The 26,060-nt window shown below is 67.2% G+C and carries 20 protein-coding genes; 7 read left to right on the top strand and 13 right to left on the bottom strand.

Annotated elements, in window-relative coordinates; all coding sequences use genetic code 11:
• Position 1 precedes the first annotated feature (1 nt).
• From bamA to aspS, 10 genes are all read right to left on the bottom strand, one after another.
• On the bottom strand, positions 2-2,341 hold the full coding sequence (gene bamA / locus FZ983_RS09915; protein WP_149223392.1) for an outer membrane protein assembly factor BamA: 2,340 nt from the start codon (positions 2,339-2,341) through the stop codon (positions 2-4).
• Positions 2,342-2,368: 27 nt separating this feature from the next.
• The gene (rseP, locus tag FZ983_RS09910; RefSeq protein ID WP_149223391.1) at positions 2,369-3,502 is read right to left on the bottom strand and encodes an RIP metalloprotease RseP; all 1,134 of its coding nucleotides are present in this window, start codon (positions 3,500-3,502) and stop codon (positions 2,369-2,371) included.
• A gap of 36 nt (positions 3,503-3,538) precedes the next feature.
• Entirely contained in the window at positions 3,539-4,747 is a 1,209-nt protein-coding gene (locus FZ983_RS09905; protein ID WP_149223390.1) for a 1-deoxy-D-xylulose-5-phosphate reductoisomerase, read from the bottom strand.
• Positions 4,738-5,544: a phosphatidate cytidylyltransferase gene (locus tag FZ983_RS09900; RefSeq protein WP_348771047.1), complete on the bottom strand. Its 807-nt coding sequence runs from the start codon at positions 5,542-5,544 to the stop codon at positions 4,738-4,740. The genes FZ983_RS09905 and FZ983_RS09900 overlap by 10 nt, the downstream gene beginning before the upstream one ends.
• Positions 5,545-5,575: 31 nt before the next feature.
• Positions 5,576-6,316, bottom strand: coding sequence for an isoprenyl transferase (locus FZ983_RS09895; protein WP_149223388.1), 741 nt, complete (start codon positions 6,314-6,316; stop codon positions 5,576-5,578).
• A gap of 6 nt (positions 6,317-6,322) precedes the next feature.
• Entirely contained in the window at positions 6,323-6,880 is a 558-nt protein-coding gene (gene frr, locus FZ983_RS09890; protein WP_081505908.1) for a ribosome recycling factor, read from the bottom strand.
• A gap of 4 nt (positions 6,881-6,884) precedes the next feature.
• Entirely contained in the window at positions 6,885-7,640 is a 756-nt protein-coding gene (pyrH, locus tag FZ983_RS09885) for a UMP kinase (protein WP_149223387.1), read from the bottom strand.
• Between the two features lie 66 nt (positions 7,641-7,706).
• A complete protein-coding gene (tsf, locus tag FZ983_RS09880) occupies positions 7,707-8,639 on the bottom strand; it encodes a translation elongation factor Ts (RefSeq protein WP_149223386.1) in 933 nt (310 codons plus the stop codon).
• Positions 8,640-8,788: 149 nt separating this feature from the next.
• A complete protein-coding gene (gene rpsB, locus FZ983_RS09875) occupies positions 8,789-9,571 on the bottom strand; it encodes a 30S ribosomal protein S2 (RefSeq protein ID WP_149223385.1) in 783 nt (260 codons plus the stop codon).
• Positions 9,572-9,812: 241 nt separating this feature from the next.
• Positions 9,813-11,639 carry an aspartate--tRNA ligase gene (gene aspS, locus FZ983_RS09870; RefSeq protein ID WP_149223384.1) on the bottom strand — a complete coding sequence of 609 codons (1,827 nt, stop codon included), beginning with the start codon at positions 11,637-11,639 and terminating at the stop codon, positions 9,813-9,815.
• Between the two features lie 365 nt (positions 11,640-12,004).
• On the opposite strand from aspS, the gene rnd reads away from it, so the two are divergent.
• On the top strand, positions 12,005-13,195 hold the full coding sequence (rnd, locus tag FZ983_RS09865) for a ribonuclease D (RefSeq protein ID WP_149223383.1): 1,191 nt from the start codon (positions 12,005-12,007) through the stop codon (positions 13,193-13,195).
• A gap of 293 nt (positions 13,196-13,488) precedes the next feature.
• The gene (locus tag FZ983_RS09860; RefSeq protein WP_149223382.1) at positions 13,489-14,775 is read left to right on the top strand and encodes an EAL domain-containing protein; all 1,287 of its coding nucleotides are present in this window, start codon (positions 13,489-13,491) and stop codon (positions 14,773-14,775) included.
• Positions 14,776-14,784: 9 nt separating this feature from the next.
• On the opposite strand, the gene FZ983_RS09855 is transcribed toward FZ983_RS09860, so the two are convergent.
• Complete coding sequence (locus tag FZ983_RS09855) at positions 14,785-15,558, bottom strand: SDR family NAD(P)-dependent oxidoreductase (RefSeq protein ID WP_149223381.1); 774 nt, start codon at positions 15,556-15,558, stop codon at positions 14,785-14,787.
• Between the two features lie 141 nt (positions 15,559-15,699).
• Between FZ983_RS09855 and FZ983_RS09850 the strand changes: the two genes are divergently transcribed.
• Together FZ983_RS09850 and gmk are read left to right on the top strand one after the other, a co-directional pair.
• On the top strand, positions 15,700-16,566 hold the full coding sequence (locus FZ983_RS09850) for a YicC/YloC family endoribonuclease (RefSeq protein ID WP_149223380.1): 867 nt from the start codon (positions 15,700-15,702) through the stop codon (positions 16,564-16,566).
• A gap of 39 nt (positions 16,567-16,605) precedes the next feature.
• Entirely contained in the window at positions 16,606-17,253 is a 648-nt protein-coding gene (gmk, locus tag FZ983_RS09845; RefSeq protein WP_149223379.1) for a guanylate kinase, read from the top strand.
• Here gmk and FZ983_RS09840 read toward each other — a convergent pair whose 3' ends face one another.
• Positions 17,254-17,985 carry a DUF6065 family protein gene (locus FZ983_RS09840; protein WP_149223378.1) on the bottom strand — a complete coding sequence of 244 codons (732 nt, stop codon included), beginning with the start codon at positions 17,983-17,985 and terminating at the stop codon, positions 17,254-17,256. It lies immediately after the preceding gene.
• A 255-nt stretch (positions 17,986-18,240) separates the two neighbouring features.
• Between FZ983_RS09840 and FZ983_RS09835 the strand changes: the two genes are divergently transcribed.
• From FZ983_RS09835 to FZ983_RS09825, 3 genes are all read left to right on the top strand, one after another.
• Positions 18,241-19,929, top strand: a complete 1,689-nt coding sequence (locus FZ983_RS09835; protein WP_149223377.1) for a cache domain-containing protein — start codon at positions 18,241-18,243, stop codon at positions 19,927-19,929.
• Positions 19,930-20,031: 102 nt separating this feature from the next.
• The gene (locus FZ983_RS09830) at positions 20,032-21,159 is read left to right on the top strand and encodes a PLP-dependent cysteine synthase family protein (RefSeq protein ID WP_149223376.1); all 1,128 of its coding nucleotides are present in this window, start codon (positions 20,032-20,034) and stop codon (positions 21,157-21,159) included.
• A gap of 16 nt (positions 21,160-21,175) precedes the next feature.
• A complete protein-coding gene (locus FZ983_RS09825; RefSeq protein WP_149223375.1) occupies positions 21,176-21,592 on the top strand; it encodes a winged helix-turn-helix domain-containing protein in 417 nt (138 codons plus the stop codon).
• A 15-nt stretch (positions 21,593-21,607) separates the two neighbouring features.
• On the opposite strand, the gene FZ983_RS09820 is transcribed toward FZ983_RS09825, so the two are convergent.
• Positions 21,608-25,939 carry a translocation/assembly module TamB domain-containing protein gene (locus FZ983_RS09820; RefSeq protein ID WP_247883692.1) on the bottom strand — a complete coding sequence of 1,444 codons (4,332 nt, stop codon included), beginning with the start codon at positions 25,937-25,939 and terminating at the stop codon, positions 21,608-21,610.
• Positions 25,940-26,060 lie beyond the last annotated feature (121 nt).

Raw genomic sequence — 26,060 nt, 5'->3', positions numbered from 1 at the left:
CTTAGAACCTGGTTCCGAAGCTGAAGCGGATGAGCTCTTTCTTGTCGTAGCCTTCCTTGCGGATCGGCAGTGCGACATCGAGCCGGATGGGCCCGAACGGCGACTTCCACGACACGCCGGTGCCGATGGAGACGCGGATGGTCTCGTCATCCTTCACGTTCGGATCACTGATGTCGACCTTGCCGAGCGTACCGACATCGGTGAAGGCGTGGCCGAGCAGGCCGAACTCCTCCGGCAGGCCGAAGGGGAAGCTCATTTCCACCGACGCGCGGGCATAGCGGGTGCCACCCAGCGCATCGCCGGTGGAGACGTCGCGCGGACCGATGCCCGCGGTGTTGAAGCCGCGCAGCGTGTCGCCGCCGATGAAGAAGCGGTCGCCCAGCTGCACCTTCTGGCCGAGACCGTGGATGTAGCCGATCTCGCCCGTGGTGCTCAGCACCCACTGGTCCTCGCCGAGAGGGATGTAATAGCCGGCGGCAAGCTTGTTCCGCAGGAAGCGCACCGAACCGCCGAGGCCAGCGATGTCGTTGGTCAGGCGGATGAAGTAACCCTCGGTCGGCGTCAGCTTGCTGTTGCGGACGTCGTAGGTCAGCTCCTGGCCGATCAAAGAGGTCAGGCGTTGGCCGCGCTGCTCCTGGATGTACTTCGACGCGGTGGTCGGGACCTCTTCGATCTGCGTGTCCTGCAACTGGTAATAGACGCGCTGGCGCATGCGCTCGGTCAGCGGATAGCCCAGGCGCAGGGCGAAGCCGGTGTTCTTCTCGTTGAACGAGCTTTCGTCCTGGTAGTTGTAGCGCGTGCGGAAGATGTCGACGCCGGCCGACAGGTCCCGATCCATGAAGTACGGCTCCGTGAAGGAGATGTCGTACAACTGGCGACGGCCCGACAGCGTGGCGCCCAGGCGCAGGTCCTGACCGCGGCCGAGCAGGTTGCGCTCGCGGATCGAGAAGTCGCCCAATGGACCGTCGGACGTCGAGAAACCGGCACCGATGGAGATTTCACCGGTCGACTGCTCGGCCACATCGACATTCACGACCGTACGGTCGGGCGCGCTGCTCTCGGCGGTGGTGATGTTCACACGCTCGAAGAAGCCCAGATCCTTGATGCGCTGCTCGGACCGCTTCAGCTTGGACGCGTTGAACGGGTCGCCTTCGGACAGCAGCATCTCGCGGCGCACCACCTTGTCCAGCGTGCGGACGTTGCCGGTGATGTCGATGCGGTCGACGAAGGTGCGCGGCCCCTCGTTGATCTCATAGATGATGTCGATGGTGCGGTTCTCGCGGTTGCGCGAAATCCGCGGCCGGACATCCACGAAGGCATATTGCAGGTCGCCGACGGCATTCGTCAGCTTCGTGATGGTGTCTTCCACCTTCTGGGCGTTGTACCAATCGCCCTCCGTGGTGGTGACGCTGTTCTGCAGGACTGCCGGGTCGAGCTGCTTCAGCGATGTGTTGATGTCCACCTTGCCGAACTTGTAGCGCTCGCCTTCCTCGATCGTGAAGGTGATGAAGAAGTCCGACTTGTCGGGCGTCAGCTCCGCTACGGCCGAAACCACGCGGAAGTCGGCGTAGCCTTCCTTCAGGTAGAAGCGGCGCAGCAGGTCGCGGTCGTAGTTCAGACGGTCCGGATCATAGTTGTCATCGGACGACAGGAAGCGCCACCAGGCGGATTCCTTGGTCTGAACGGCCTCGCGAAGAGTCCCGTCGGAAAAATGCTCGTTCCCGATGAAGGTGATGCCGCGCACGCCGGTGCGCACGCCTTCATTGATCTCATAGACCAGATCGACGCGGTTCTGGTCGAGCTGGATGATCTTCGGCTCCACCGTTGCGGCGAATCGGCCCTGGCGGCGGTAGATTTCCTGGATGCGCTGAACATCGGTCTGAACGCGGGTGCGCGTGTAGACGACGCGGGGACGCAGCTGGATTTCCTTCTCCAGCGTCTCCTTGTCGATGCGCCGGTTCCCCTCGAACGCGATGCGGTTGATGATGGGGTTCTCCGCCACCGTCACCACCAGCGCATCGCCCTCGCGCTTCAGCACCACGTCGGCGAACAGGCCGGTGTTGAACAGCGCCTTCAGCGATTGGTCGATCCGATCGGGATCGAACTGGTCGCCGGGCTGAATCGTCAGGTAGGAGCGGACCGTGGACGGTTCGATTCGCTGGGTGCCTTCGACCCGGATATCGCGCACCGTACCGCCGCTGAACACCTGGGCGACCATTGACCCGGAACCCGCAGGCGCCCGTCCGGGCGAGGCAGCGGTTTGGGCGTGGGCGACAGACACCGTCGTCATGGCGCAGCCGGCCAGCAGGCCCGCCACCAGAACTTTGCTCGACACCGGCAAATCACGCTCCCTGGCAAGGGGCTGGCTTTAGGAGACCAGTCCCCGGAAGAAATCGACCACGCGCAGTTGAACCAGGTCGTTCCACGTGGCGAAGACCATGAGCGTTAATACCAAGGCCAATCCAATTCGGAAACCGTATTCTTGCGCTCTCGCTCCAAGCGGCCGCCCGCGCAGCTTTTCGAAGGCGTAGAACAGCAGGTGGCCGCCGTCCAGCATCGGCACCGGGAAGAGGTTGATCAGCCCCAGGTTCACCGACAGGAAGGTCATGAACCAGATCAGCGGATACCAGCCGGATTGCGCCACCTCGCCCGACATCTGGGCGATGCGCAGCGGCCCCCCCAGCTCTTCCGTCCCCCGCGATCCCTGGACCATCTGGCCCAGCGCGGTGAAGGTGCCGGTGATCATGCCTGCGACTTCTCGTCCCGCCTGCCAGACCGCGGTCAGCGGGTCGTGGCGCATCATTCCGACGCTGCCGCGGCTGATGCCGAGCAGGCCGATCTGATGGCTGTTGCCGAGTCGGTCGGTGACGGACTGCGAATCCGGCGTCGCGGTGACCGTCATCAGCCGGTCGTCGCGCTTCAGTTCGATCGCGAGCGGCTGACCCGGCCGGATGGAAACGATCTGCCGGATTTCCTCGAACCGCTGAACACTCGTCCCATCGACCGACAGGATCAGGTCGCCCGGCTGGATGCCGGCGCGCTCGGCGGCGCTGCCGGGCTGGATGCCGCCGACGTCGGGCGGAGTAAAGGATTGCCCCGCCGTCATGAACAGCACCGCCAGCACGACGATGGAGAACAGGAAGTTGGCGATCGGCCCGGCGGCGACGATGGCGGCGCGCTGCCCCACCCGCTTGTGGTGGAAGGAGACAGCCCGCTCCTCCTCCGTCATTCCCGACAGGTGGGCGCCGGGCGTGCTGGCGGGGTCGGCGTCGCCGAACATCTTGACGTAGCCGCCGAGCGGCAGCGCGCTGAACTTCCAGCGCGTGCCGGCGCGGTCGGTGAAGCCAAACAGCTCCGGCCCAAAGCCGATGGAGAAGGTCTCGATCCGCACGCCGTTGCGCCGCGCGACCAGATAGTGACCAAGCTCGTGCACGAAGACGAGCACGGTGAGCACCAGCAGGAAAGCCAGCACCGAGGTCCAGAAACCGCCGATTACGTCCATTTCAACCCTTGCGCCTTCCAGCGCCTCGAATGCGGATCATCGGCTGCCAACCGCCGTCGCACCTGTGGCCTGAATGCGGCCGGCGGCAATCCGCCTGGCGTCCGCGTCGGCCTCCCGCACGGCGGCGAGATCGCGCAGCGGGCGGTGGGGCAACGCCGTCAACGTCTCCTCGACGATCCGTTCGATGTCGAGGAAGCCGATCCGGCGGTCGAGAAACGCCTGAACAGCCACCTCATTGGCGGCACTGAGTATAGTAGGAGCGCCCCCACCGCTTTGCAAGGCGGCCCGGGCCAGCCGAAGTGCCGGGAAACGTACGGGATCCGGCGCCTCGAAGGTCAGGGTCGCGGCCTTGACCAGATCCAGCCGTTCCGCCGGAGTGGCGATGCGGGCGGGCCAGCCCAGCGCATAGGCGATGGGCGTGCGCATGTCCGGCGTGCCGAGCTGCGCCAGCACCGAGCCGTCGACATACTCGACCAACGAATGGATGACCGACTGCGGATGGACCAGGACGTCGATCCGCTCCTCCGGGATGCCGAACAGGAAATGAGCCTCGATCAGCTCCAGCCCCTTGTTCATCATCGTGGCGCTGTCGACCGAGATCTTGGCGCCCATATCCCAGGTCGGATGGGCCACCGCCTGCTCCCGCGTCGCCGCCGCCATGAAGGTACGGTCCTTGGTGCGGAATGGACCGCCGGACGCGGTAAGAATGAGGCGGGCGATGCTGTCGGTCCTCTCGAAATCGAAGACCTGATAGATGGCGGAATGCTCGCTGTCGACCGGCAGCAGCGTGGCGCCATGCGCCTTTACCTCCTCCATCATCAGTGAGCCGGCGCAGACCAGCGTCTCCTTGTTGGCGAAGGCGACGATGGCGCCCCGGCGCACGGCGGCGAGCGTCGGCTCCAGCCCCGCCGCGCCCACGATCGCAGACATCACCCAGTCGGCCGGCCGCTCGGCGGCGTGGGCCACCGCCGCGGCACCGGCGGCGACCTCGATGCCGGTACCGGACAGCAGATCCTTCAACTCGGCATAGGCTGAGGGGTCCGCGACGACGGCAAGACGGGCATTAAGATCACGAGCCTGCTTGGCCAGCAGGGTGGCGTTGCGGTTGGCGGTCAGCGCCTCGACCGGGAAGCGCTCCGGATCGCGGGAGACGAGGTCCACGGTCTGCGTGCCGACCGAACCGGTGGAACCGAGGATCGTCACGATGCGCGGCGCACCCGGCGCCGCCTCCGCCTTCACCACCATGAGAGAACCGTTCCAACGGCCGCGTGGAACAAGGCCAGCACCGGGGCCGCGGCCAGAAGCCCGTCGATGCGGTCGAGGATGCCGCCATGCCCGGGAATGAGCTGGCCGCTGTCCTTCACGTTGTAACGCCGCTTGACCGCCGATTCGAACAGGTCGCCCGCCTGCCCCACCACCGCAACCGCGGCACCCACCAGAATGGCGATGTCCGGACGCGCGGTGCCGAAGGCAAGAGCCACCAGCCAGCCGAACAGGGCGGAAGACAGCATGCCACCGATCAGTCCGGCCCAGGTCTTCTTCGGGCTGATGCGGGGAGCCAGTTTCGGACCGCCGATGCTACGGCCGGCGGCATAGGCGCCGATGTCGGTCGCCCAGATGGCGAACAGGACGAAGAGGAACAGCGACAGCCCAACATCCGGCAGATCACGCAGCCAGATGAGCCCCGCCATGCCGGCGGCGACGTAGAAGACGCCGAACCCCAGCAGGTTGCGGTCGCTGCCACCCCCGACGATGGCCGTCAGAACGGAGAAGGCCGCAGCGACGCCCAGCCCGGCGGCAGGTCCCGCGGCGATCTGGGCCATCAGTGCGACGGCGATGCCGATCGCGGCCATCAGCCGGGCTGGCAGGCGGCGGGCGCTGGGGACGATGTTGGTCCATTCGGAAACGGCCACCACCGATCCGAAGGCAATGAGCGCATGGAACACCCAGCCGCCGAGCCAGACGGCGCCCAGCACGACTGGCGCCATGACAAGCGCCGAGAGGGCGCGGACCTTCAGGTCCCCCGCCCTGGAAGGCTTCACCGGCGGAGTGGCCGAAGCCGCAGCCTGGGCGTCAGCGGGACCCGGCGGTGGTGGCGCCGAAGCGGCGTTCCCGTCGGTGGAACTCTTCAATCGCCGCCTCCAGATCGCGCTTGGTGAAATCGGGCCAGAGTGTGTCCACGAAGACCAGCTCGGCATAGGCCGCCTGCCATAGCAGGAAATTGCTGATCCGCTTCTCGCCGCTGGTGCGGATGATCAGGTCGGGGTCGGGAATGTCGGCGGTATAGAGCCGGGCCGACAACGTGTTCTCGTCGATGGCGTCGGGCGACAGGCGCCCCGCCGCCACCTCTTCCGCCAGCCGGCGCGCCGCATGGACGATCTCCAGCCGCGAGCCATAGCTGAGGGCGACGACCAGCGTCATCACCCGGTTGTCGCGCGTCATCTCTTCCGCGTTGGCGATCAAGCGGTTGATGTCGTCCGACAGCCGCTTGCGGTCGCCGATCACCCGCAGGCGGATGCCCGCCCGGTGCAGTTCGGCGACCTCGCTGCGCAGGTAGAAGCGCAGCAGACCCATCAGGTCGCTGATCTCCTCTTCCGGCCGGCGCCAGTTCTCCGAGGAGAAGCTGAAGATCGTCAGAGTGCCGATGCCAAGTTCGCGCGCCGCTTCCACGGTGCGGCGGACGGCGTCCACGCCCTTCTTGTGACCGGCGGTGCGCGGCAAGCCGCGCGCCTTGGCCCAACGCCCGTTGCCATCCATGATGATGGCGACGTGCCCAGGGGCCGTGTAGGACCGGTTGTCGTCCGCTTCGCGCATTCCGGATCAGACCTGCATGATTTCCTTTTCTTTTTGCGCAAGCGAATCGTCGACCATCTTGATGTGCTGGTCAGTCAGAACCTGCACCTTGTCCGATTGGACCTTGTGCTCGTCCTGGGTGATTTCGCTGGCCTTCTCGGCCTTCTTCAAGCCGTCCATGCCGTCGCGACGGATGTTGCGGATAGCGACACGGCACTGCTCGGCGTATTTGTGGGCGACCTTCGCCAGTTCGGCGCGGCGCTCCTGCGTCAGGTCGGGCAGCGGCACGCGGATGACCTGACCCTCGGCCTGCGGGTTCAGGCCCAGGCCGCTGTCGCGGATGGCCTTCTCGACCGCCTTGGTCATGCCGCGGTCCCACACCTGCACGGAGATCAGGCGCGGCTCCGGAACGGAGACGGTCGCCACCTCGCGCAGGTGCATGCGGCTGCCATAGGCCTCCACCATCACCGGTTCCAGCAGGTTGGACGAGGCGCGGCCGGTGCGCAGACCGCCCAATTCCTTGCGAAACGATTCGAGCGCGCCTTCCATGCGGCGCTTCAGATCCGATAGGTCGGGCGCAGCCACGGGCCTACTCCCTTTCTTCCGTTATGATGGTGTGCTTGCCACGGCCCTGCATCACTTCGGCGAAGGCGCCGGGCGTGTGGATCGAGAAAACGAGAATGGGAATGTGGTTCTCGCGCGACAGCGCGATCGCCGAAGCGTCCATCACCTGCAGTTCCTTGGTCAGGACATCCATGTAGGTGAGGCGTTCGTAATGTTGGGCTGACGGATCCTTTTTCGGATCGGCGGTGTAGACCCCGTCGACCTGCGTGCCCTTCAGCAGACCGTCGCAGCCCATTTCCGAGGCGCGCAGCGCCGCGGCGGTGTCGGTCGTGAAGAATGGGTTGCCGGTCCCGGCGGCGAAGATCACCACCCGGCCCTTCTCCATGTGACGGACCGCGCGGCGCCGGATATAGGGCTCGCACACCGTCGACATGGGAATGGCCGACTGCACGCGGGTGCTGACGCCCATCCGTTCGAGCGCGCTCTGCATCGAGAGCGCGTTCATCACGGTGGCGAGCATGCCGATGTAGTCGGCCGAGGCACGCTCCATGCCGCTTGCCGCACCCTTGACACCCCGGAAGATGTTCCCCCCGCCGATGACCAGACTGACCTGGACGCCAAGTGCGATGACCGCCTTCACCTCGCTGGCGATGCGGTTCACCATCTCCGGGTCCAGACCATAGTCGCGCTGACCCATCAGCGCCTCGCCCGACACCTTGAGAAGGACGCGCTTGTAGCGGACGCCCTCTGTCGGTGCGGTGGTCCCGGTGGTTTCGACCATGGGGGGAACGCTCCCTTGCTGTTTCGGAATGCGGCTTACGGACCTAAGCGTTCGACCTTACCGGTCTCAGCCCTGACCGCCGGCAGCGGCGGCGACTTCGGCGGCGAAGTCCGACTGGGCCTTCTCGATGCCCTCGCCCAGCGCGAAGCGGGTGAAGGCCGTGACCTTGACCGGAGCACCGATGTCCTTGGCGGCGTTCTCCACCACCTTGCGGACCTTGGTCTCGCCATCGATCACGTAGGTCTGCTCCAGCAGGCAGACTTCCTCGTAGTACTTGCGGACGCGGCCCTCCACCATCTTCTCGATGATGGCTTCCGGCTTGCCCGAAGCGCGGGCCTGCTCGGCCAGGACGTTGCGCTCACGCTCCAGCGACGAGCTGTCGACATCGGCGATGTCCAGCGCGTCCGGACGGGCGGCGGCGATGTGCATGGCGATCTGCTTGCCGAGGTCCGCCAGCTTGGCGGCATCGCCGGTCGACTCCAGGGCGACCAGAACGCCGATCTTGCCCAGGCCCGGCGCGATGGCCGAGTGGACATAGCTGACGACGACACCGGCCGAAACCGACAGGGTGACGGAGCGGCGCAGGTTCATGTTCTCGCCGACGGTGGCGATCAGGCTGGTCAGCTCGTCCTGGGCGGTGTGCGAGGTGCCCGGATAGGCGGCGGCCTTCAGGGCCTCGACGTCGCCGCCGGTGGCCAGGGCCAGCTCGGCGGACTTGGCGGCGAAAGCCTGGAACTTGTCGTTGCGGGCGACGAAATCGGTCTCGGCGTTCACCTCGACGACGGCACCCTTGGTGCCGGCGGTGGCGACGGCGACCAGACCCTCGGCGGCGACGCGGCCCGACTTCTTGGCGGCGGCGGCGAGGCCCTTCTTGCGCAGCCAGTCGACGGCGCCCTCGAGGTCGCCCTGCGTCTCGTTCAGCGCCTTCTTGCAGTCCATCATGCCCGCGCCGGTCTTCTCGCGCAGTTCCTTGACGAGCGAGGCGGTAATCTCGGCCATGTTGCGCCCTCTTCCTTCCAAGCGATCCGGCAGGCGGATCGGATTGAGTCACAAAGTCAAAACGGGTGGCAACCCATAAAAAAGCCAGCCCATAAAAAAGGCAGCCGGGCCATAGGTCATAAGGCCCGGCTGCCCTTGAACCGTCAGGGTCAGGCCTGGGCGGTCTCGGCGGCGCTCTCGTCCTCCGGCAGCTGCTCGGCCGGGGCGTCCTCGGCGGCGCCGACGTCGATGCCGGCGGCGCTCATCTCGGCCTGCAGGCCGTCAAGCACGGCGCCGACCGTCAGGTCGCAGTACATCTCGATGGCGCGCAGCGCGTCGTCGTTGCCGGGGATCGGGAAGGCCACGCCGTCGGGATCGGAGTTGCTGTCGAGAACCGCGATGACCGGGATGCCCAGCTTGTTGGCTTCCTTGACCGCGATCGACTCCTTGTTGGTGTCGATGATGAAGATGACGTCCGGCAGGCCGCCCATCTCCTTGATGCCGCCCAGCGCACGCTCCAGCTTGTCGCGCTCGCGGGTCAGCTCCAGAACTTCGCGCTTGGTCAGGCCCGAGGTGTCGCCGGAGAGGCGCTCTTCCATCTCGCGCAGGCGCTTGATCGACTGGGAGATGGTCTTCCAGTTGGTCAGCATGCCGCCGAGCCAGCGGTGGTTGACGTAGTACTGGCCGCACTTGGCGGCAGCCTCGGCGATACGCTCCTGCGCCTGGCGCTTGGTGCCGACGAACAGGACGCGGCCACCGCCGGCAACGACGTCACGCACGGCCTGCAGGGCGCGGTGCAGCATCGGGACGGTCTGCTCGAGATCGATGATGTGCACGCCATTGCGGACGCCGAAGATGTACTGGTTCATCTTCGGGTTCCAGCGACGGGTGTGGTGGCCGAAGTGGACACCGGCTTCCAGCAGCTGGCGCATGGTGAAGGTGGGCATGGTCATGTGGAAAAAATCCCTTTTTCCGGTTGCTCCGCCGCGGGCATTGTCGAGAGCGCATGGAGTCCATGGCCCAAGACACCGGATCGGGCCATCGGGGTAAAACCGAGGGTCCGCCAGCCCGCGTGAGGTTTTGACGACGGCGCTTACATAGCCCCGCGCGCGTATGTTGACAAGGAAAAAGGCCACCCGAACCAGCGTCCGAATGGCCTTTTCACCAAACCGCCAAAGACTGGCGGAAGTTCCTTTACGCCTGCGGCGCCGACGGGGCCGCGACCTTCGGCTTGGGCAGGTCGAGCTTCAGGTGCAGTTCCCGCAGGCGGGCGGTATCGACCGGCGCCGGGGCCTGCATCAGGAGGTCTTCGGCCCGCTGGTTCAGCGGGAAGGCGATGACTTCACGGATGTTCGGCTCGTCGGCCAACAGCATGACGATGCGGTCGATGCCCGGAGCCGAGCCGCCGTGCGGCGGGGCGCCCAGCTTGAACGCGCTCAGCATGCCGCCGAATCGGGCTTCCAGTTCCTCCGGCGGATAGCCGGCGATCTCGAAGGCCTTGTACATGACTTCCGGCAGATGGTTGCGGATGGCGCCGGACGACAGCTCCACGCCATTGCAGACGATGTCGTACTGGTAGGCCTTGATGTCGAGCGGGTTCATCGTCTCCAGCGCCTTCAGGCCGCCCTGGGGCATGGAGAACGGGTTGTGGCTGAAGATGACCTTGTTGGTCTCCTCGTCCAGCTCGTACATCGGGAAGTCGACGATCCAGCAGAAGCGGAAGGCGTTCTTCTCGATCAGGTCCAGTTCCTCGCCGATGCGGGTGCGGGCGAAGCCGGCCAGCTTGGCCGCCGGGCCCGGCTGGTCACAGACGAAGAAGATCGCATCGCCGTCTTCCAGGCCGGCCAGTTCACGCAGCTGGGCCTGCGCCGCCTCCGGCACGAACTTGGCGATCGGACCCTTGCCGCCGCCGGCCTCCATGACGATGTAGCCGAGGCCGGGAGCGCCCAGACCGCGCGCCCAGTCGTTCAGCTTGTCGAAGAAGCTGCGCGGACGGTCGGAAACCTTCGGCGCGCGGATGGCGCGGACGACGCCGCCCTTCTCAAGAGTCTGCTTGAAGGCGCGGAATTCCACGTCGTCGCGCTTGAACACCTCGGTCACGTCGGTGATGACCAGCGGGTTGCGCAGGTCCGGCTTGTCGTTGCCGTATTTCAGCATCGACTCGGCGAAGGAGATGCGGCGGAAAGGCAGACCGTCGATCGCCGGCTTCGAGTCGCGGCGGAAGCTGCCGAACTCGTCGAAGATGCCGTGCAGAACCGGCTCGATGGCGGCGAAGACGTCTTCCTGGGTGACGAAGGACATCTCGAAATCGAGCTGGTAGAACTCGCCCGGGCTGCGGTCGGCGCGGGCATCCTCGTCGCGGAAGCAGGGGGCGATCTGGAAATAGCGGTCGAAACCCGCCACCATCAGCAGCTGCTTGAACTGCTGCGGAGCCTGCGGCAGGGCGTAGAACTTGCCGGGATGGTTGCGGCTGGGCACCAGATAGTCGCGCGCACCCTCAGGCGAAGACGCGGTGAGGATCGGCGTCTGGAATTCGGTGAAGCCCTGATCGATCATGCGGCGGCGCGCCGAGGCGATCACGCGCGAACGCAGCATGATGTTCTCGTGGATGCGTTCGCGGCGCAGGTCAAGGAAACGGTAGCGCAGGCGCACGTCCTCGCCGGCATCCGTATCCTGGTTGACCTGCAGCGGGATCTGCTCCGCCTCGCCTTCGACGGCGAGTTCGGCGATCTGCAGCTCGATGCGGCCGGTCGGCAGCTTGTCGTTGATGGTCTCGGCCGTGCGCTTCACCACCTTGCCGGTGACGGTGATGACCGATTCCAGCTTCAGCCGGTTCGCGACCTCGAAGGCCGGGTTGGAGGTATCGACCACGCACTGCGTCAGGCCGTAATGGTCGCGCAGGTCGATGAACAGCAGCTGTCCATGGTCGCGCTTCCGGTTCATCCAGCCCGACAGGCGGACGGTCTCACCGGCATTCTCTTCACGAAGCTGGCCGCAGGTGTGCGTGCGGTAGGGGTGCATGGGTCGAAACACCTTGAAAAGGGCGGATTCCGGCGGAAAAAGCGGTCCGACACACCACACCGGACGCGCGCGAAAGTCAAGCCGCGATAGGGTGGAGCGTGCGTCCGCGGCGGTCGAAATGGAACGTTTGAAACGCCGTGAACCGCTTTCCGATGCCCTGTTCACCTGTTCAACTTCCCCCTCCCGGCCGCCACACCGTCCAATCGGCCACAGTTTAGCACCGCCGCCGCACGGCCATAAGCGCGAGTGGAAAATCCGCCCGCAACGTCCCCTGCCCTGCCGCCCGCGCGTCCCATTTTAAGCGCGTGGCGGCCCGGCGCTTCGGCGGACTTTCAAGCACCCGTTCGGTCGTGTATGAAGCAACCATGACGCTCATCACGACAACCGACGCCCTCCAGGCCTTCTGTCAGTCGCTGGCCGGGGCCGAGTACATCACGGTCGACACCGAGTTCCTGCGGGAAAAGACCTATTGGCCGCAATTGTGCCTCGTGCAGGTCGGCGGACCCGACGGCGCGGTCGCCATCGACCCGCTGGCTGAGGGCATCGATCTTGCGCCGCTGTTCGCGCTGATGAGCGACCCGTCGGTGCTGAAGGTGTTCCACGCCGCCCGCCAGGACGTGGAGATCTTCTGGCACCTGTCCGGCCAGATCCCGCACCCTCTGTTCGACACGCAGGTCGCGGCGATGGTCTGCGGCTTCGGCGAAAGCGTCGGCTACGAGACGCTGGTGACCAAGCTGGCCGGCGCCCGCATCGACAAGTCCAGCCGCTTCACCGACTGGTCCCACCGCCCGTTGACCGAGCGGCAGCTGACCTATGCCCTGTCCGACGTGATCCACCTGCGCCCGGCCTATGAGAAGCTGAAGCGCCGCCTCGCCCGCTCCGGCCGCTCGCATTGGCTGGAGGAGGAGATGGCGATCCTCACCGACCCGGCGACCTATCAGGTCGACCCGGAAAGCTCGTACATGCGGCTGAAGGTGCGGACCAACAAGCCGCGCTTCATGGCGATCCTCAAGGAACTGGCGGCGTGGCGCGAGCGCGAGGCCCAGCGCCGCGACCAGCCGCGCTCCCGCGTACTGCGCGACGAAGCGCTTCTGGAAATCGCCGCCCACGCCCCCACCACCGTCGACGACCTCGCCCGCACGCGCGGGCTGGGCCGCGGCTTTGCGGAGGGTCGCCAGGGGACGGACGTGCTGGCCGCCGTGCAGGCGGGGCTGGACCTGCCGGACAGCGCCCTGCCGCGGGTCGAACCGCGCGAGGAACCGCCGCCCGGCCTGCAACCGATCGTCGAGCTTCTGCGCGTGCTGCTGAAGATGAAGTGCGACGAGAACAATGTCGCGGCGAAGCTGGTGGCCTCCTCTTCCGAGTTGGAGGCTCTGGCCGCCGATGACGCCGCGGACATTCCGGCGATGCACGGATGGCGGCGCGAGTTGTTCGGCAATGATGCGCTTGCCCTGAAGCACGGAAAGATCGGACTTGCGGTCATAGACCGTCGCGTCCGCATCGTTCCTGCCGGAGAACCGCGCCCGTCGGCCGTGCCGGTCGATTCGGAAACTTGACCTTTCCGGATGGCATCGCTTCGATGATTGCCGCGCCTTCAGGGTGCCTATGGGGCTCTTTGCCTCGATCCGGACCCACACACGTCCGGACCGAGGCCTTAAGGGCTTTTTAAAGAAAGTTACCGTTAAAATCCGTTCGGCTACGCAGGATTCGCCGGGTTCCCGGCGCTTGCGTGGCCGTGGTTCCGGCCGGGCACAAGGCGCCGGACTGCACAAGAAGGCTGCCGAACAACGAGCGGCCGTTGATACGGGTGGTTGGCAGGCGTCACGCTTGTTGTGGGAGTGAGCATCGTATGAGCAGGTTTGGCGGCAGACCACCGGTTGGACGGGACCGTGTCCGGCTTTCCACAACGGAAAAACAGGCCGCCGTCGCCGCCGCCAAGGACCAGAAGCCGGATTTCGACAACGACAAGCTCCTGAACCTGCTGCGGTCGGCGAAGAACGAACTGCAGGGCATGCGGCTGATCCACATGCATCTGTCGCTGCTGAAGGACCGCGATCCGACCAGCCAGATGATGGTGCGCTCGATCATCCAGGAATTGGCGACCAAGGCGTCCTACCTGCAATCCTTCAACATCTCCAACGGCGACGTCATCATCCTCTACAAGGGGCTGAAGCTGACCGGCGTCACCGACGTCTGCCAGACGGTCGAACAGGTCTTCCTGTCGAAGACAACGCTGACCGGCCCGAATCCCTACAAGGAATATTCACTCTACTCGATCATGGAACTGGCGTTGAACTTCATCAACGTCATCCGCTTCATCGAGGAGCTTCAGGCGAACGAGACCGGCAGCCACGTCACCGAAACCAAGCCGCCGATCACGCTGGAAGAACTGGGCAAGCTCGAACGCTCGATGCAGATGTTCGATTTGTCGCCCTTCCTGTTCAACCAGGGCATCGCCAACATCGGCGGCGGCGAAGCGGAGATGGAGTATTACGAGCTCTACATCTCCATCAAACTTCTTCAGGAACGGCTCTGCCCCGATTACGACATCACCGCCAACAAGTGGCTGTTCAACTACTTCACCGCCAATCTCGACCAGTCGGTGCTGCGGGCGCTGAACCATGGGCTCAGCTTCATGCGGGGGCGGCGGATCGGCATCAACATCAACCTGTCCACCGTCATCTCCACCGGCTTCGTGAAGTTCGACGAACGTCTTCCGATCGATTTCCGCGGGCAGGTGGTGCTGGAGGTATCGAAGGGCGACCTGATCGAAAACCTGCCGCTGTTCAACGAGGTGGTGGAGTTCGCCCAGGACCGCCGTTACCAGATCGCGGTGGATGGGCTGAATCCGTTCTGGGTGACGAATTTCGATCTCGAATACCTGAACGCGGACTACGCCAAGATCTTCTGGTCGAACGACATGCTGGAGATGGACCCGTCGTTCGAGAAGTTCTTCCGCGAGCGCATCGCCGAACAGGACCGCTGCAAGTTCATCCTGGCCCGTTGCGACAGCGTGTCCAGCCTGGTCTATGCCCACAAGATGGGGATCAATCTGGTCCAGGGCCGGGCCGTGGACAACATCATGCGCAAGGGCGTCAGCGTCCGCGAGGCGATCGCCCACGCCAAGGTGGATTGAGAACCAAGCTCACGGCTTGCGCGGCGCCTGCCGCAACAGCCCGTCTGTCCAGGACGGCGGCAGCAGCGCCAGCAGCCAGACCGCGGCCATCATCGGCCAGGGGAAGGCAATGCGTGCCGCGTTGCGCTCCAGCCCACGGCGAATGACGTGGGCGGCGGCATCGGTCTCCATCAGGAAGGGCATGGGGAATCGGTTCACCGCCGTCATGCGGCTTTTGACGAATCCGGGACAGATGACCGAGACGCCGATCCCCTCCCCGGCCAAATCGCCGCGCAGCGCCTCGCCATAGACCCGCACCATCGCCTTGCTGGCGCAATAGGCCGGCGCGCCGGGAAGGCCGCGGAAGCCGGCCAGCGACGCCATCACGGCGATTTGCCCGCGCCGCCGCGCCCGCATCGCCGGAAGCAGCGGATGGATGCTGTTCAGCACGCCGTCGATGTTGACCGCCAGGATGCGCCGGGCCTGTTCCTCCGTCTCGCCGCCATCGCCGGTGCCGGCCGACATCCCGGCATTGGCGATCAGCAGATCGACCGGTTCGGCGGCATCGACCCGCGCAAGCCACTCCGCCATCGCCGCCCGGTCCGCCACGTCGATCACCGCCGTGTCCACGCGGGCTCCGGCGGTACGGCAGCGTTGCGCCACCGCCTCCAGCCTCACGGAGTCGCGGCCGGTCAGGGCGAGAGCCACGCCAGGGGCGGCATAGAGGATCGCCAGGGCCTCGCCGATGCCGCTGGACGCGCCGGTGATGACGATCGAATGGGGGGTGGAACGCGGCTGCTTCATGAAATCTCCGCCCTGCTCGTCGGTCCAAATCCGGCGCCGGAGCTTGTTGTGGGGTGGCGTCGAGTTTATAAGCACGACACCAATCGACACCGCTTTACAAGTGAGGCCGCCTTGCCCGCCCATCGCCCCGTCATTGCCAGCATGACCGGTTTCGCACGCGTCGACGGGCACGGCGACGGCTATTCCTGGACCTTCGAGGCCAAGAGCGTCAATGGCCGCAGCCTGGACCTGCGTTGCCGCCTGCCGTCGGGATTCGACAGCATCGAGGCGGTGGCCCGTGCCGAGCTGCCGAAGCGGCTCGCACGCGGCAACGTCAACCTGACGCTGACCGTCAACCGCGCCCAGGCGGTGTCGCAGCTGCGCATCAACCGGGAGCTTCTCGCCCAGGTGCTGGAACTCGCCCGCGAGATCGAGGGGGCCGGCGCCGCTCCGCCGCGGCTCGATTCGCTGCTGGCTGTCCGCGGCATCATCGAACCGGTGGAGGAGGATGAGACCGAATCGCGCGAGCGCGTCGAATCGGCGCTGAAGGCCGACCTCGCCAAGCTGATCGACCAGCTGGTGGTCAACCGCCTCGCCGAGGGTGCCCGCATCGCCGAGGTGCTGAACGGCCATCTGGACGAGATCGCCCGTCTGGTCGACGCCGCCTCGGCCTGCGCCTCCACCCAGCCGGAGGCCCTGCGCGAGAAGCTGCGCGCCCAGGTAGCCGCCATCCTCGGCTCCTTCCCCACCTTGTCGGAGGACCGGCTGGCCCAGGAGGCCGCCATCCTGATCGGCAAGGCCGACGTTCGCGAGGAACTGGACCGCCTGCGCGCCCACATCCAGGCGGCGCGCGACCTGATGGCGGAGGGCGGGGCCATCGGCCGCCGGTACGACTTCCTGTGCCAGGAGTTCAACCGGGAAGCCAACACCCTGTGCTCCAAGTCGGCGGACGTCGAACTGACCCGCATCGGCCTGTCGCTGAAAGCCTCGATCGAGCAGCTTCGCGAGCAGGTCCAGAACATCGAATGAAGACTGCACCTGAATGACCGGCAACATCGAGTGAGCGCCATGGCTGCGACCAACACCCCCCTGATCCACCGGCGCGGCCTGATGCTGGTGCTGTCCTCCCCCTCGGGCGCCGGCAAGACCACCATTGCCCGCGGCCTGCTGGAGCGCGATGCCGGCATCACCATGTCGGTGTCGGTGACCACGCGGGCGATGCGCCCCGGCGAGGCCGAAGGAACGGACTATTATTTCATCGACCAGCAGCGCTTCGACCGCATGGCGGAGACCGGCGATCTGCTGGAGCATGCCCGCGTCTTCGGCAACTGCTATGGCACGCCGCGCGTGGCGGTGGAGGATGCGCTGGGCGCCGGCCGGGATGTGCTGTTCGCCATCGACTGGCAGGGCGCGCAGCAGCTGGCGCAGAACGCGCGCGACGATCTGGTCAGCGTCTTCGTGCTCCCGCCGACGGTCAGCGAGCTGGAGCGCCGCCTGCGCGGCCGCGGTCAGGATTCGGAGGAGGTCATCGCCAACCGCATGGCCAAGGCGTCCAACGAGATCAGCCACTGGCCGGAATACGACTACGTCATCGTCAACCACGACGTGGACGAGAGCATCGCCGCGGTGGAGTCGATCCTGCGCGCCGAACGGCTGCGCCGCCGCCGTCAGGTCGGCCTGCCGGAATTCGTGCGCAGCATCCAGGACACGCTGTAGTCATTTGATAGGAAACGGCTTCGCCCGCACCTTGATCTCATGGTCGGGCGGGCCGTCGCCGCCGTCCGGCTTCTTGCCGCGGTAATAGCCCTTCTGCCAGCGCTCCTGCGCCGCGGTGCTTCCGGGGGTCTGCAGGTCAGCGTTGAACTGGCTGCGCGAGGCTGCCCAGGCACGGTATTGCGCCGCCGTTTCGGGATCGCTGTCGAGATCGCGGATCTCCGGTTCCAGGCTTTCCACCAACCCCCGCTGGATCGGCATCAGATGGGCGAAGGGTTCGCCCTTTTCCCAGGTCACCGGCACGCCGGGCGCGGTGAATTTCCAGTTCATGGTGAAGGGATAGGGCGACCAGTCGGTCTCGATGATGCCGGACAGGCCGATGATGCCGTGCTTCGGATGATTCAGCGGCCCGGTGACCATCAGGTTGACGCCCGGCGGCGTCCGGAACAGGGCTGCGACATGGAAGGTCAGCACGCCGCTGCCGAAATGGCTGGCCGGCAGCAGCGGGTGCGGTTCATCGGCCGTGACGGCGATGGCATCCAGCCCGGTGCCGCCATCCCAGACCGCCGTCACCCGCACCGGGCAACAGACCTCCCACCCATGCATGCTGGCGATGTTCAGTGGCAGGCAGCGGTAGCCGTACTGCTCCGGCAGGGCGTCGATCCAGTCGCGCGTCGGGCGCGCCGGGCGGATGTCGGGCATGGCCCCCGACAGCGGATAGGCGATCAGTGTCATAGTGCCGCATCCTGCCAGATTTCCCGTGCGGCGTAACCCGCCGGCGCGATCAGCCCACGCGATCCGCCGGATCGTGACGATCACATCCGGTTACGCATCCATCCGGATTATCCCTACCCCACCGTTAGGGATTGCATCAACGCCCGATACTCCAGTATGAGTGGCGCATTCCATTAGGGACTGATCATTTAAGCGGGCTGCGATGCGCCGGTGCGTTCCGGCAGCGGAGTCGCGCGTTTGGGGTGGAACGAGACGATGATCGACAAACTTCACAGCATCAAGGCGAAGCTCCTGATTCTCCTGGGACTGTTCCTCGTCACCATCCTGGTGGCCGGTATCTGGTCCGCGACGTCCAAGCGCGAGACCATGGAGGAGGGATACCGCAACTCGATCCAGGCGGTGGTGCAGACCTCGTTGTCGATCATCAAGTCCTACGACGCCCGCGCCGCCAAGGGCGAGTTCAGCCGGGAAGAGGCGCAGACGCAGGCCAAGGCCGCCCTGCGGTCGCTGCGCTTCTTCGGCAGCGAATACATGTTCGGTTACGAGTTCGACGGAACCAACGTCTTCCACGGCGTGCGCGCCGATCTGGAAGGCACCCGCAAGCTGGCCGACTTCAAGGACAGCAACGGTGTCCTGGTGATCCGCGGGCTGATCGAATCGGCGAAGTCCAGCGACGGTTTCCTGATCTACAACTTCCCCAAGGCCAGTGGCGGCGATCCCGTGCCGAAGCTGGCCTTCGCCGCGATCTACGAGCCCTGGGGCTGGATGATCGGCACCGGCGTCTACATCGACGACGTCGATGCCGCCTTCCGCCGTACGCTGCTGGAAACACTGGTGGTCACGCTGGTCGCGTCCGTCCTGCTCGGACTTTTCGGCTTCCGTCTGGTGTCGCGCATCTCCAAGGGGCTGAACGGCATCAGCACCGCGACCGGCCGCATCGCCAAGGGCGATCTCGCCACCCAGGTCGGCGGGACGGAGCGCCGCGACGAGGTGGGCGCGCTCGCCCGCTCGGTCGAGACGCTGCGGCTCAGCGCCGTCGAGGCGGAGGAGTTGCGCCGCCGCCATGCCGCCCTGGAGCAGGAGGCCGAGCAGGCCCGTCGCGCCACCATGCTCCGTTTCGCCGACGAGTTCGAAAACACGGTCGGCGGGCTGGTCCGTTCGGTTGCCGAATCGGCCGGCCAGCTGACCCACACCTCCGGCGCGATGAGCAGCGGAGCGGAGCAGACCACCCGGCTGATGGACGGCGCCGCCCGCGCGGCGGAAACCACGTCGGGCAACGTCCAGGCGGTGGCCGGCGCCACGGAAGAGCTGGCCGCCTCGATCCGCGAGATCGCCCAGCAGATCGCCGAATCGACCACCGGCTCCGCCCGCGCAGTAGAGGATGTCCGCCGGACCTACGCGCTGATCGAACAGCTGGACGGCGTCGCCCGCCGCACGGTGGAGGTGGTCGACCTGATCCGCTCCATCGCCGAGCAGACCAACCTGCTGGCGCTGAACGCGACCATCGAGGCGGCGCGTGCCGGCGAGGCCGGCAAGGGCTTTGCCGTGGTCGCCAGCGAGGTGAAGAATCTCGCCAACCAGACGGCCAAGGCAACCGACGACGTGCAGGCGCAGATCGCCGCGATGACCGACGCCACCTCGTCGGTGGTGGAGGCGATGCGCGGGGTCGGCGGCGCCATCGAAACGGTGAACAATGTCGCTTCCAGCATCTCCGCCGCCATCGAGGAGCAGGGTGCCGCCACCCGCGACATCAGCCAGAACGTTAACGAGGCGGCACAGGGCGTCAGCTCGGTGTCTGACAGCCTGAACCTCGTCTGCAGCCACGCCACCGCCACCGGCCAGGCCTCCACCGAGGTGGCTGCCGCGGCCCGCGCGGTGGGCGAGCGCGCCGACCGCATGCTGAACGAGGTCTCGGCCTTCGTCGCCCGCATCCGCCAGGGCTGAACGACCGCAAGGCGCGCGTGCAGGGGAGGCGCGCGCCGGATGCAATCCGCGACAATCCGCGCTATGGATTGAGTCCTGCGAATCGCTGTCACACGGGACCTCATGACCTCCCCCACCCCCGCCGCCGCCCACTCAACCGCCGCCCGGCGCGGCTGGCTCGATGAGGCGCTGCGGCGCATCGAGGCGGACGTGAACCGGTCCGCCGACACCCATCTGCTGCGCCTGCCGATCCCGTCGGCGCCTGGGATCACGCTGTATCTGAAGGACGAGTCGACCCACCCGACGGGCAGCCTGAAGCACCGGCTGGCTCGGTCGCTGTTCCTCTATGCGATCTGCAACGGATGGGTGCACGAGGGCACCACGGTGATCGAGGCGTCGTCGGGCTCCACCGCCGTGTCGGAGGCCTATTTCGCCCAACTGCTGGACCTGCCCTTCGTCGCGGTGGTGCCGCGCAACACCTCCCCGGCCAAGATCGCGCAGATCGAGTTCTATGGCGGTCGCTGCCATATGGTGGAACGCGCGTCGGAGGTCTGTGCCGAGGCGCAGCGGCTGGCCCAGGCCTGCAACGGCCATTTCATGGACCAGTTCACCTATGCCGAGCGCGCGACCGACTGGCGCGGCAACAACAACATCGCCCAGTCGATCTTCGAACAACTGGCGCAGGAGCCGCATCCGGTGCCGGACTGGATCGTCTGCGGTGCCGGCACCGGCGGCACCTCGGCAACCATGGGGCGCTTTGTCCGCTACCGCCGGCTGCCGACCCGCATCTGCGTCGCCGATCCCGAACATTCGGCCTTCTTCGAGGGCTTCCGCGACGACAACCCGAAGGCCGACGTCGGCCGCGGGTCCGGCATCGAAGGCATCGGGCGGCCGACGGTGGAGCCCTCCTTCCAGCCGACGGTGATCGACCGCATGATCCGCGTGCCCGACGCCGCCAGCATCGCCGCGGTCTGGGTGCTGCGCGACCGGCTGGGCCGCGCCTGCGGCGGCTCCACCGGCACCAATCTGGTGGGCTCCATCCAGCTGATCGCGGAGATGATGCGGGATGGACGGCGGGGCAGCGTCGCCACACTGATCTGCGACCCCGGCGACCGCTATATGGGCACCTACTTCAACCGCGACTGGCTGACCTCGGCCGGGCTGGACATCGGCCCGTGGTGCGAGCGCATCGACGGCTTCTTCCGCACCGGCGCCTGGAGCGGCGACGGGATCGAGACCGCCGAGCGGTGACGGGAGGAACCCGGCGATGACGCGCATGCGGATCCGCATCGACTTCGACAGCGGCGGCTCCATCGGTCCCGGCAAGATCGCGCTGCTGGAGCGGATCCGCGAGACCGGCTCCATCTCCGCCGCCGGGCGGGCGCTGGGCATGTCCTACCGCCGGGCCTGGCTGCTGGTGGACGACCTCAACCGCATCTTCCGCGAACCAGTGGTCAGCGCGGCGGTGGGCGGAAAGCATGGGGGCGGCACCGTGCTGACCGCGTTTGGCGCGGAGGTCATCGACCATTACCGCGCCGTCGAACGCGAAGCCCGCGTGGCGACCGCCCATCGGCTGGCGGCGCTGGCGGCCGGGACCAACCCGGATTACGGAGCTGACAAGCAAGCTGACGACGGCAGCTTCGTCAACGATCCGGCGCTGAAGCCGGGATGCGGGTCGGAGTGAGGGCCGCCCGCTCTCTCAATAATCCTTCTCATAGACCAGCCCGAACTGCGTGTCGGAATTGCCACCGACAGAGGCGGTACCCTTCAGGTTCTTGGTGATGTCCACCTCGACCTTCGCGCGGCTCTGGTTGGCGCCGATGCCCTGTTCGACGCCGACATAGACGCGGTCGCTGACATAGCGGCCGGCCTGCACGGCACCACCCTTGCCGTTCGCGCCCTGGGTGAAGTCCAGCCGGTCCACGCCGATGCTTCGGCGCACGCGGTCCAGGATACCGCCGCCCCCGCCGCCAACGCCGGCCAGCGCCGCCGCCGATTGGGCGAGCTGCACCGCCTCCGCCGCGCTCAGGTCGCCCACCGACTTGCCGAACAGCACGCCGGCCAGCACCTCGTCCTGCGGCAGTCCCTGGGGCGAGGTCAGCTCGATCTTCGGCTGGCGGGCGGTGCCGCTGACCACCACCTGCGCGGTGATGCCGTTGGCCGTCGCCTCCGCCAGCAGGTCGAGCCGGGGATCGAGTCCGCCGTCGAAGTCGAAGATGCCGCGCTTGAACTCGAAATTGCGGGCCAGCAGGTTCAGGCTGCCCTTCAGGATGGTGAAGCGGCCGGTCAGTTCGGGCGCTGCGGCAGTGCCGCCGACGCGCAGGTTGCCGCCAAGCTCCGCATCCAATCCACGGCCGCGCACGAAGATCTGGTTGGGCGCATTGACCGTCATGTCCAGCGCCAGCACGAAAGGCGTTGCGGCCGGCGCCGCCTCCTCCGGCTGCGGAATGCGGCGGGTGCCGCCGGCCGTGGAGACCTGGGTGGTGCCGCGGGCGCGGCCCTTGCCGACCTCCGTCACCTTCAGGTCGACGACGCTGGCGGGCATGCGGTCGGGGATCTGGATCTCGGCACGGCGGATATCGACCGGCCCGGCCAGCCGCGCATTGGCGAAGCCGCCGGTCAGCGTCAGGTTGGCCCCGATCTCCGCCGTCGCGATGTCGAGTTCCACCAAACGGGCATTGTCGGCCTTCAGCGCGATGTCCAGCTGCCGGTCGGCAGGGGCCGCCGGGCGGATGACGCCGCTGGCGCTGATGGCGCCGCCGTTGCGGGTGCGGCCCTGGAAGCTCTGGATGGTGAAGACGTCGCCGTCGCCGACCAGACGCGCCTGGATGTTGGTGATGACGGCGCCCGACGCCCGGTTCTCGTAGCGCCCGTTCGCCAGAACGACCGAGCCGCCGAGTGACGGCTTCTCCACCGTGCCGCCGGCCCGCACGTCAAGTTGCAGCGACCCGCGCGCCCGGTCGCCCGAGGATGCCAGAATGTCGTTCGCCAGCGACAGGTCGAGCGTGCCGTTGACCGCCGCCTCCAGCGCGCCGTTCGGCGGCAGGCTGACGGCATAGCTGTCAGGGTCCATCACCAGCGGCACGGCGGCGTTGGCGGTCAGGGTGCCGGCATTCTTCGGCATGGCGATGCGGCCGGTCATCGACAGCCGGCGGTCGCGCCACTGCGCGTCCAGATTGGCGTCGATGCCCGGCAGGCCGGCCTGCGTCGTCTGCTGCGCCTTCAGCCCGCTGACCCGCAGGGTGGCGTCGGCCCGAGGATTGCGCAGAGTGCCACCCAGCGAGGCGCGCGCGTTGGCGACGCCATCCAGCCGCAGGGTCGGGCTGGCGAGCTTGGCGAGCGCGAGCGGCAGCCGGTCGACGCTCAGCTCGCCGCTCAGCCGGTCGCCGTTCAGGCCGAGGTCGGCGGCCAGCCGGGCATTGCCCGACGACAACCGAAGTTCCTTCACCTCGTAGCGGCGCTCGGCCAGCAGGATGGTGGCGGGGGCGGTCATCCGCAGATCCTCCCCGGCATAGCGCGCCTGCAGCCGGTCGAGCCGGATGCGCGTCGCCTCCCCCTCCCGGGTCAGATTACCGGCAAGGTCGAGGGCGACCGGCTGGGTGCCGGCACCGGCGGCATTGGCCTGGAAGGAGGCCTTCGCAAGGGAACCGTCAACGGAGGCTGTGACGCTGCGCAGGTCGTTGCCGGCGGCATTGCCGTCGGTCATCTCTACCCGCGCCTTGCCGCTGGGGGTGCCGAGCGCGTCGGCGACATCGGCCCTTGCCGTCAAGCGGCGGGCGGTCAGCAGCGGACCGCCTTCCCCGTCCACCCGCAGGTTGGTGGCATCCGCGGTGAGGTTGGCCGCCTGCTTGCCGCCCTTGCCGTCGAGCGCCAGCGCGAAGGTCGCTCCGCCGCCGAGCGGCATGCCGGCCAGTTCCGACAGGCCGTTCAGGTTGGGCAGCGCGCCCTCCAGCCGCCCGGTGGCGAGCAGGGTATCAAGCGCCACCTGGGCCTGACCGGTGATCCGGTTCGACCCGTTGGCGATGGTAAGCCCGTCCAGCCGCAGGCTCTGCTCGCGCAATGCATAGCGTCCGTCGAGCGACAGCGGCGTCTTGTCCAGGTTGGTGCGGGCCGACACCGTGCCGTTCGGCGTCGCCGGCAGGCCGGCAGCGGTGGCCTGCAGTTCCGTAGCGCCCAGACGGCGGCCCTGGACCACGAGATCGCGTGCATTCAGCTTCGCCTGCGCCTCGATGGCGTCGAGCGGGCCGCGGGCGGTGGCCTCCAGCGTCGCCGAACCCTCCATCGGGGTGCCGAGCGCGCCGCCCAGCGGCTCCAGCTTCGCCACCGTCAGGGTGGTACGGGCATCGACCTGATTGTTCGCCAGAGCGGCGTTGCCGGTCAGCTTGCCGTTGCGGCCATCCACCGTCAGGTCGGTCAGCCGCATGGCGCCGTCCGGCTCCATCCGCGCCGCCAGCGCCAGCGTCGCCTTGTCGCCCAGGACCGCGTCGGCCGGCGTGCCGGTGGCGAGACGGTCGAGGCTGCCGGTCAACTCCGTGGTCAGCACGCCGTCGGCACCGCGCCGCACCGGACCGGAGAGCGCCACCGCTCCAGCCAGGGGCCGGCCGGCGAGATCCGACAGCGGGGCGAGGTCGTCGGCACTGGCGGACAGTGTCAGGTCGGCGGTCTGGCCCCAGCCGCCGATGGTCCCCTTTGCCTCCGCCCGCGCGGCGGCGGCATTCAGCGCCAGCGTTTCCAAGCCGACCTGTCCGTTGCCGACGTCGATCCGGGCGCGGGCGGCCAGCACCGTCTCCGGCCCGGTCAGGCGGGACAGCGCCGGGTCGTCGGCGGCGAGATCGCGCAGCGTGGCGTTCACCGCGACGTTCAGCGCATTCAGCGCGCCTTCGGCCGAGCCCTCCACCACGCCCTCGCGCCAGGACAGCGGGACCAGCGGATGCAGGGTGGAGTCCGGGCCGGCCTGCAGGGTCCAGCGCAGGTTGAGGCTGTTGTAGTCGGCGGCGATGTCGCCGTTCACCGTCGCGGTCGCGGCGGCGACGGTCAGCGCCAGCGGACGGACGGTGATGGCGCCGGTCGGCGCCCGCAGCACGGTAGCGTTCAGCGTCGGGTTCGGGCCGATCAGCGGCGTCACCGTCTCACCCGCCAGCCCGGCGATCAGCGGGGCGAAGTTGCCGCCGGCCGCCAGTGTCAGGGCATGCCCCTCCGGCCCCTTCTTGATGGTGGCATCGGCGTTCAGGGTGCCGGCGGGTGCTGCGGCCTCGCCAGCCAAGGCGGTCAGCTTGCCGGCCCAATCGTCCAGCGTGCCGTCGCCCTTCAGCGACACCTGCACCGGCGGCAGGCCGGGAATGGACAGAGCGCGCGCCATGACGCCGCCGGCCGGCTCCGAGGCATCGACCGACAGGGTCAGGGTGTTCTCGTCCGGCTTGTAGGCGGCGGCGATATCGGCCTTGCCGGGCTTGTCGTCGATGCGCGCCACCGACAGGGTGGTGTCCAGCGCCCCGCCGCTGTGTGCCAGTTCGGCCGCCCCGGTGATGCGCAGCACCGCCGGCTCCCCGAGCAGCGACGGTCCCAGCTCCAGCCGCTCCACCACCAGCTTGTCCAGGTCGATATCCACCGGCAGGCTGGGCAGCAGCGGGGCATTCGGGTCGGAGGGTGCGGCCGGCTGGGTGCTGATGGGCGCGCGGGTGACGACGACCGAAGCCGCTTCCAGGGCGTCGATCTTGGCGCTGCGCAGGAACAGGGCGGAGGGCGACAGGACCACGCGCAGCCGGTCGATGGTCAGCCATACGCCCTGGCTGTCGGACAGCGTGACGGTGGCTATGGTGAAATCGGTGGGAAAGCCGCCCTCGATGGCGCCGAGCTTCAGATGCATGTCCGGCGATTCGACAGCGCCCTCGATCTTCTCGGTCAGCCACTCACGGGTGGAATCGCCGAACAGCGAGAAGGCCCTTGCGGGCTGCGGGCCGGCCAGCAGGCCGGCCAGGATCGTCAGACCGACCAGAAAAATGCGAACCGCCGTCACACCACGCCCTTTCACCAGCACGACCACCCCAACCGGGCCAACTTTGTCTCAACCGCAATAGACGGTCATCGTCTCGAACGATTGGGACGATTTTGGGCCGTCCGCTTCAAGCCCTCTCCCGCCCCGGGAGAGGGAC

It is taken from the genome of Azospirillum sp. B21 (assembly GCF_008364825.1).
Taxonomy (GTDB): domain Bacteria; phylum Pseudomonadota; class Alphaproteobacteria; order Azospirillales; family Azospirillaceae; genus Azospirillum.
The sequence above is the reverse complement of the archived record's forward strand: the minus strand, read 5'-3'. Positions and strand labels throughout refer to the sequence as shown.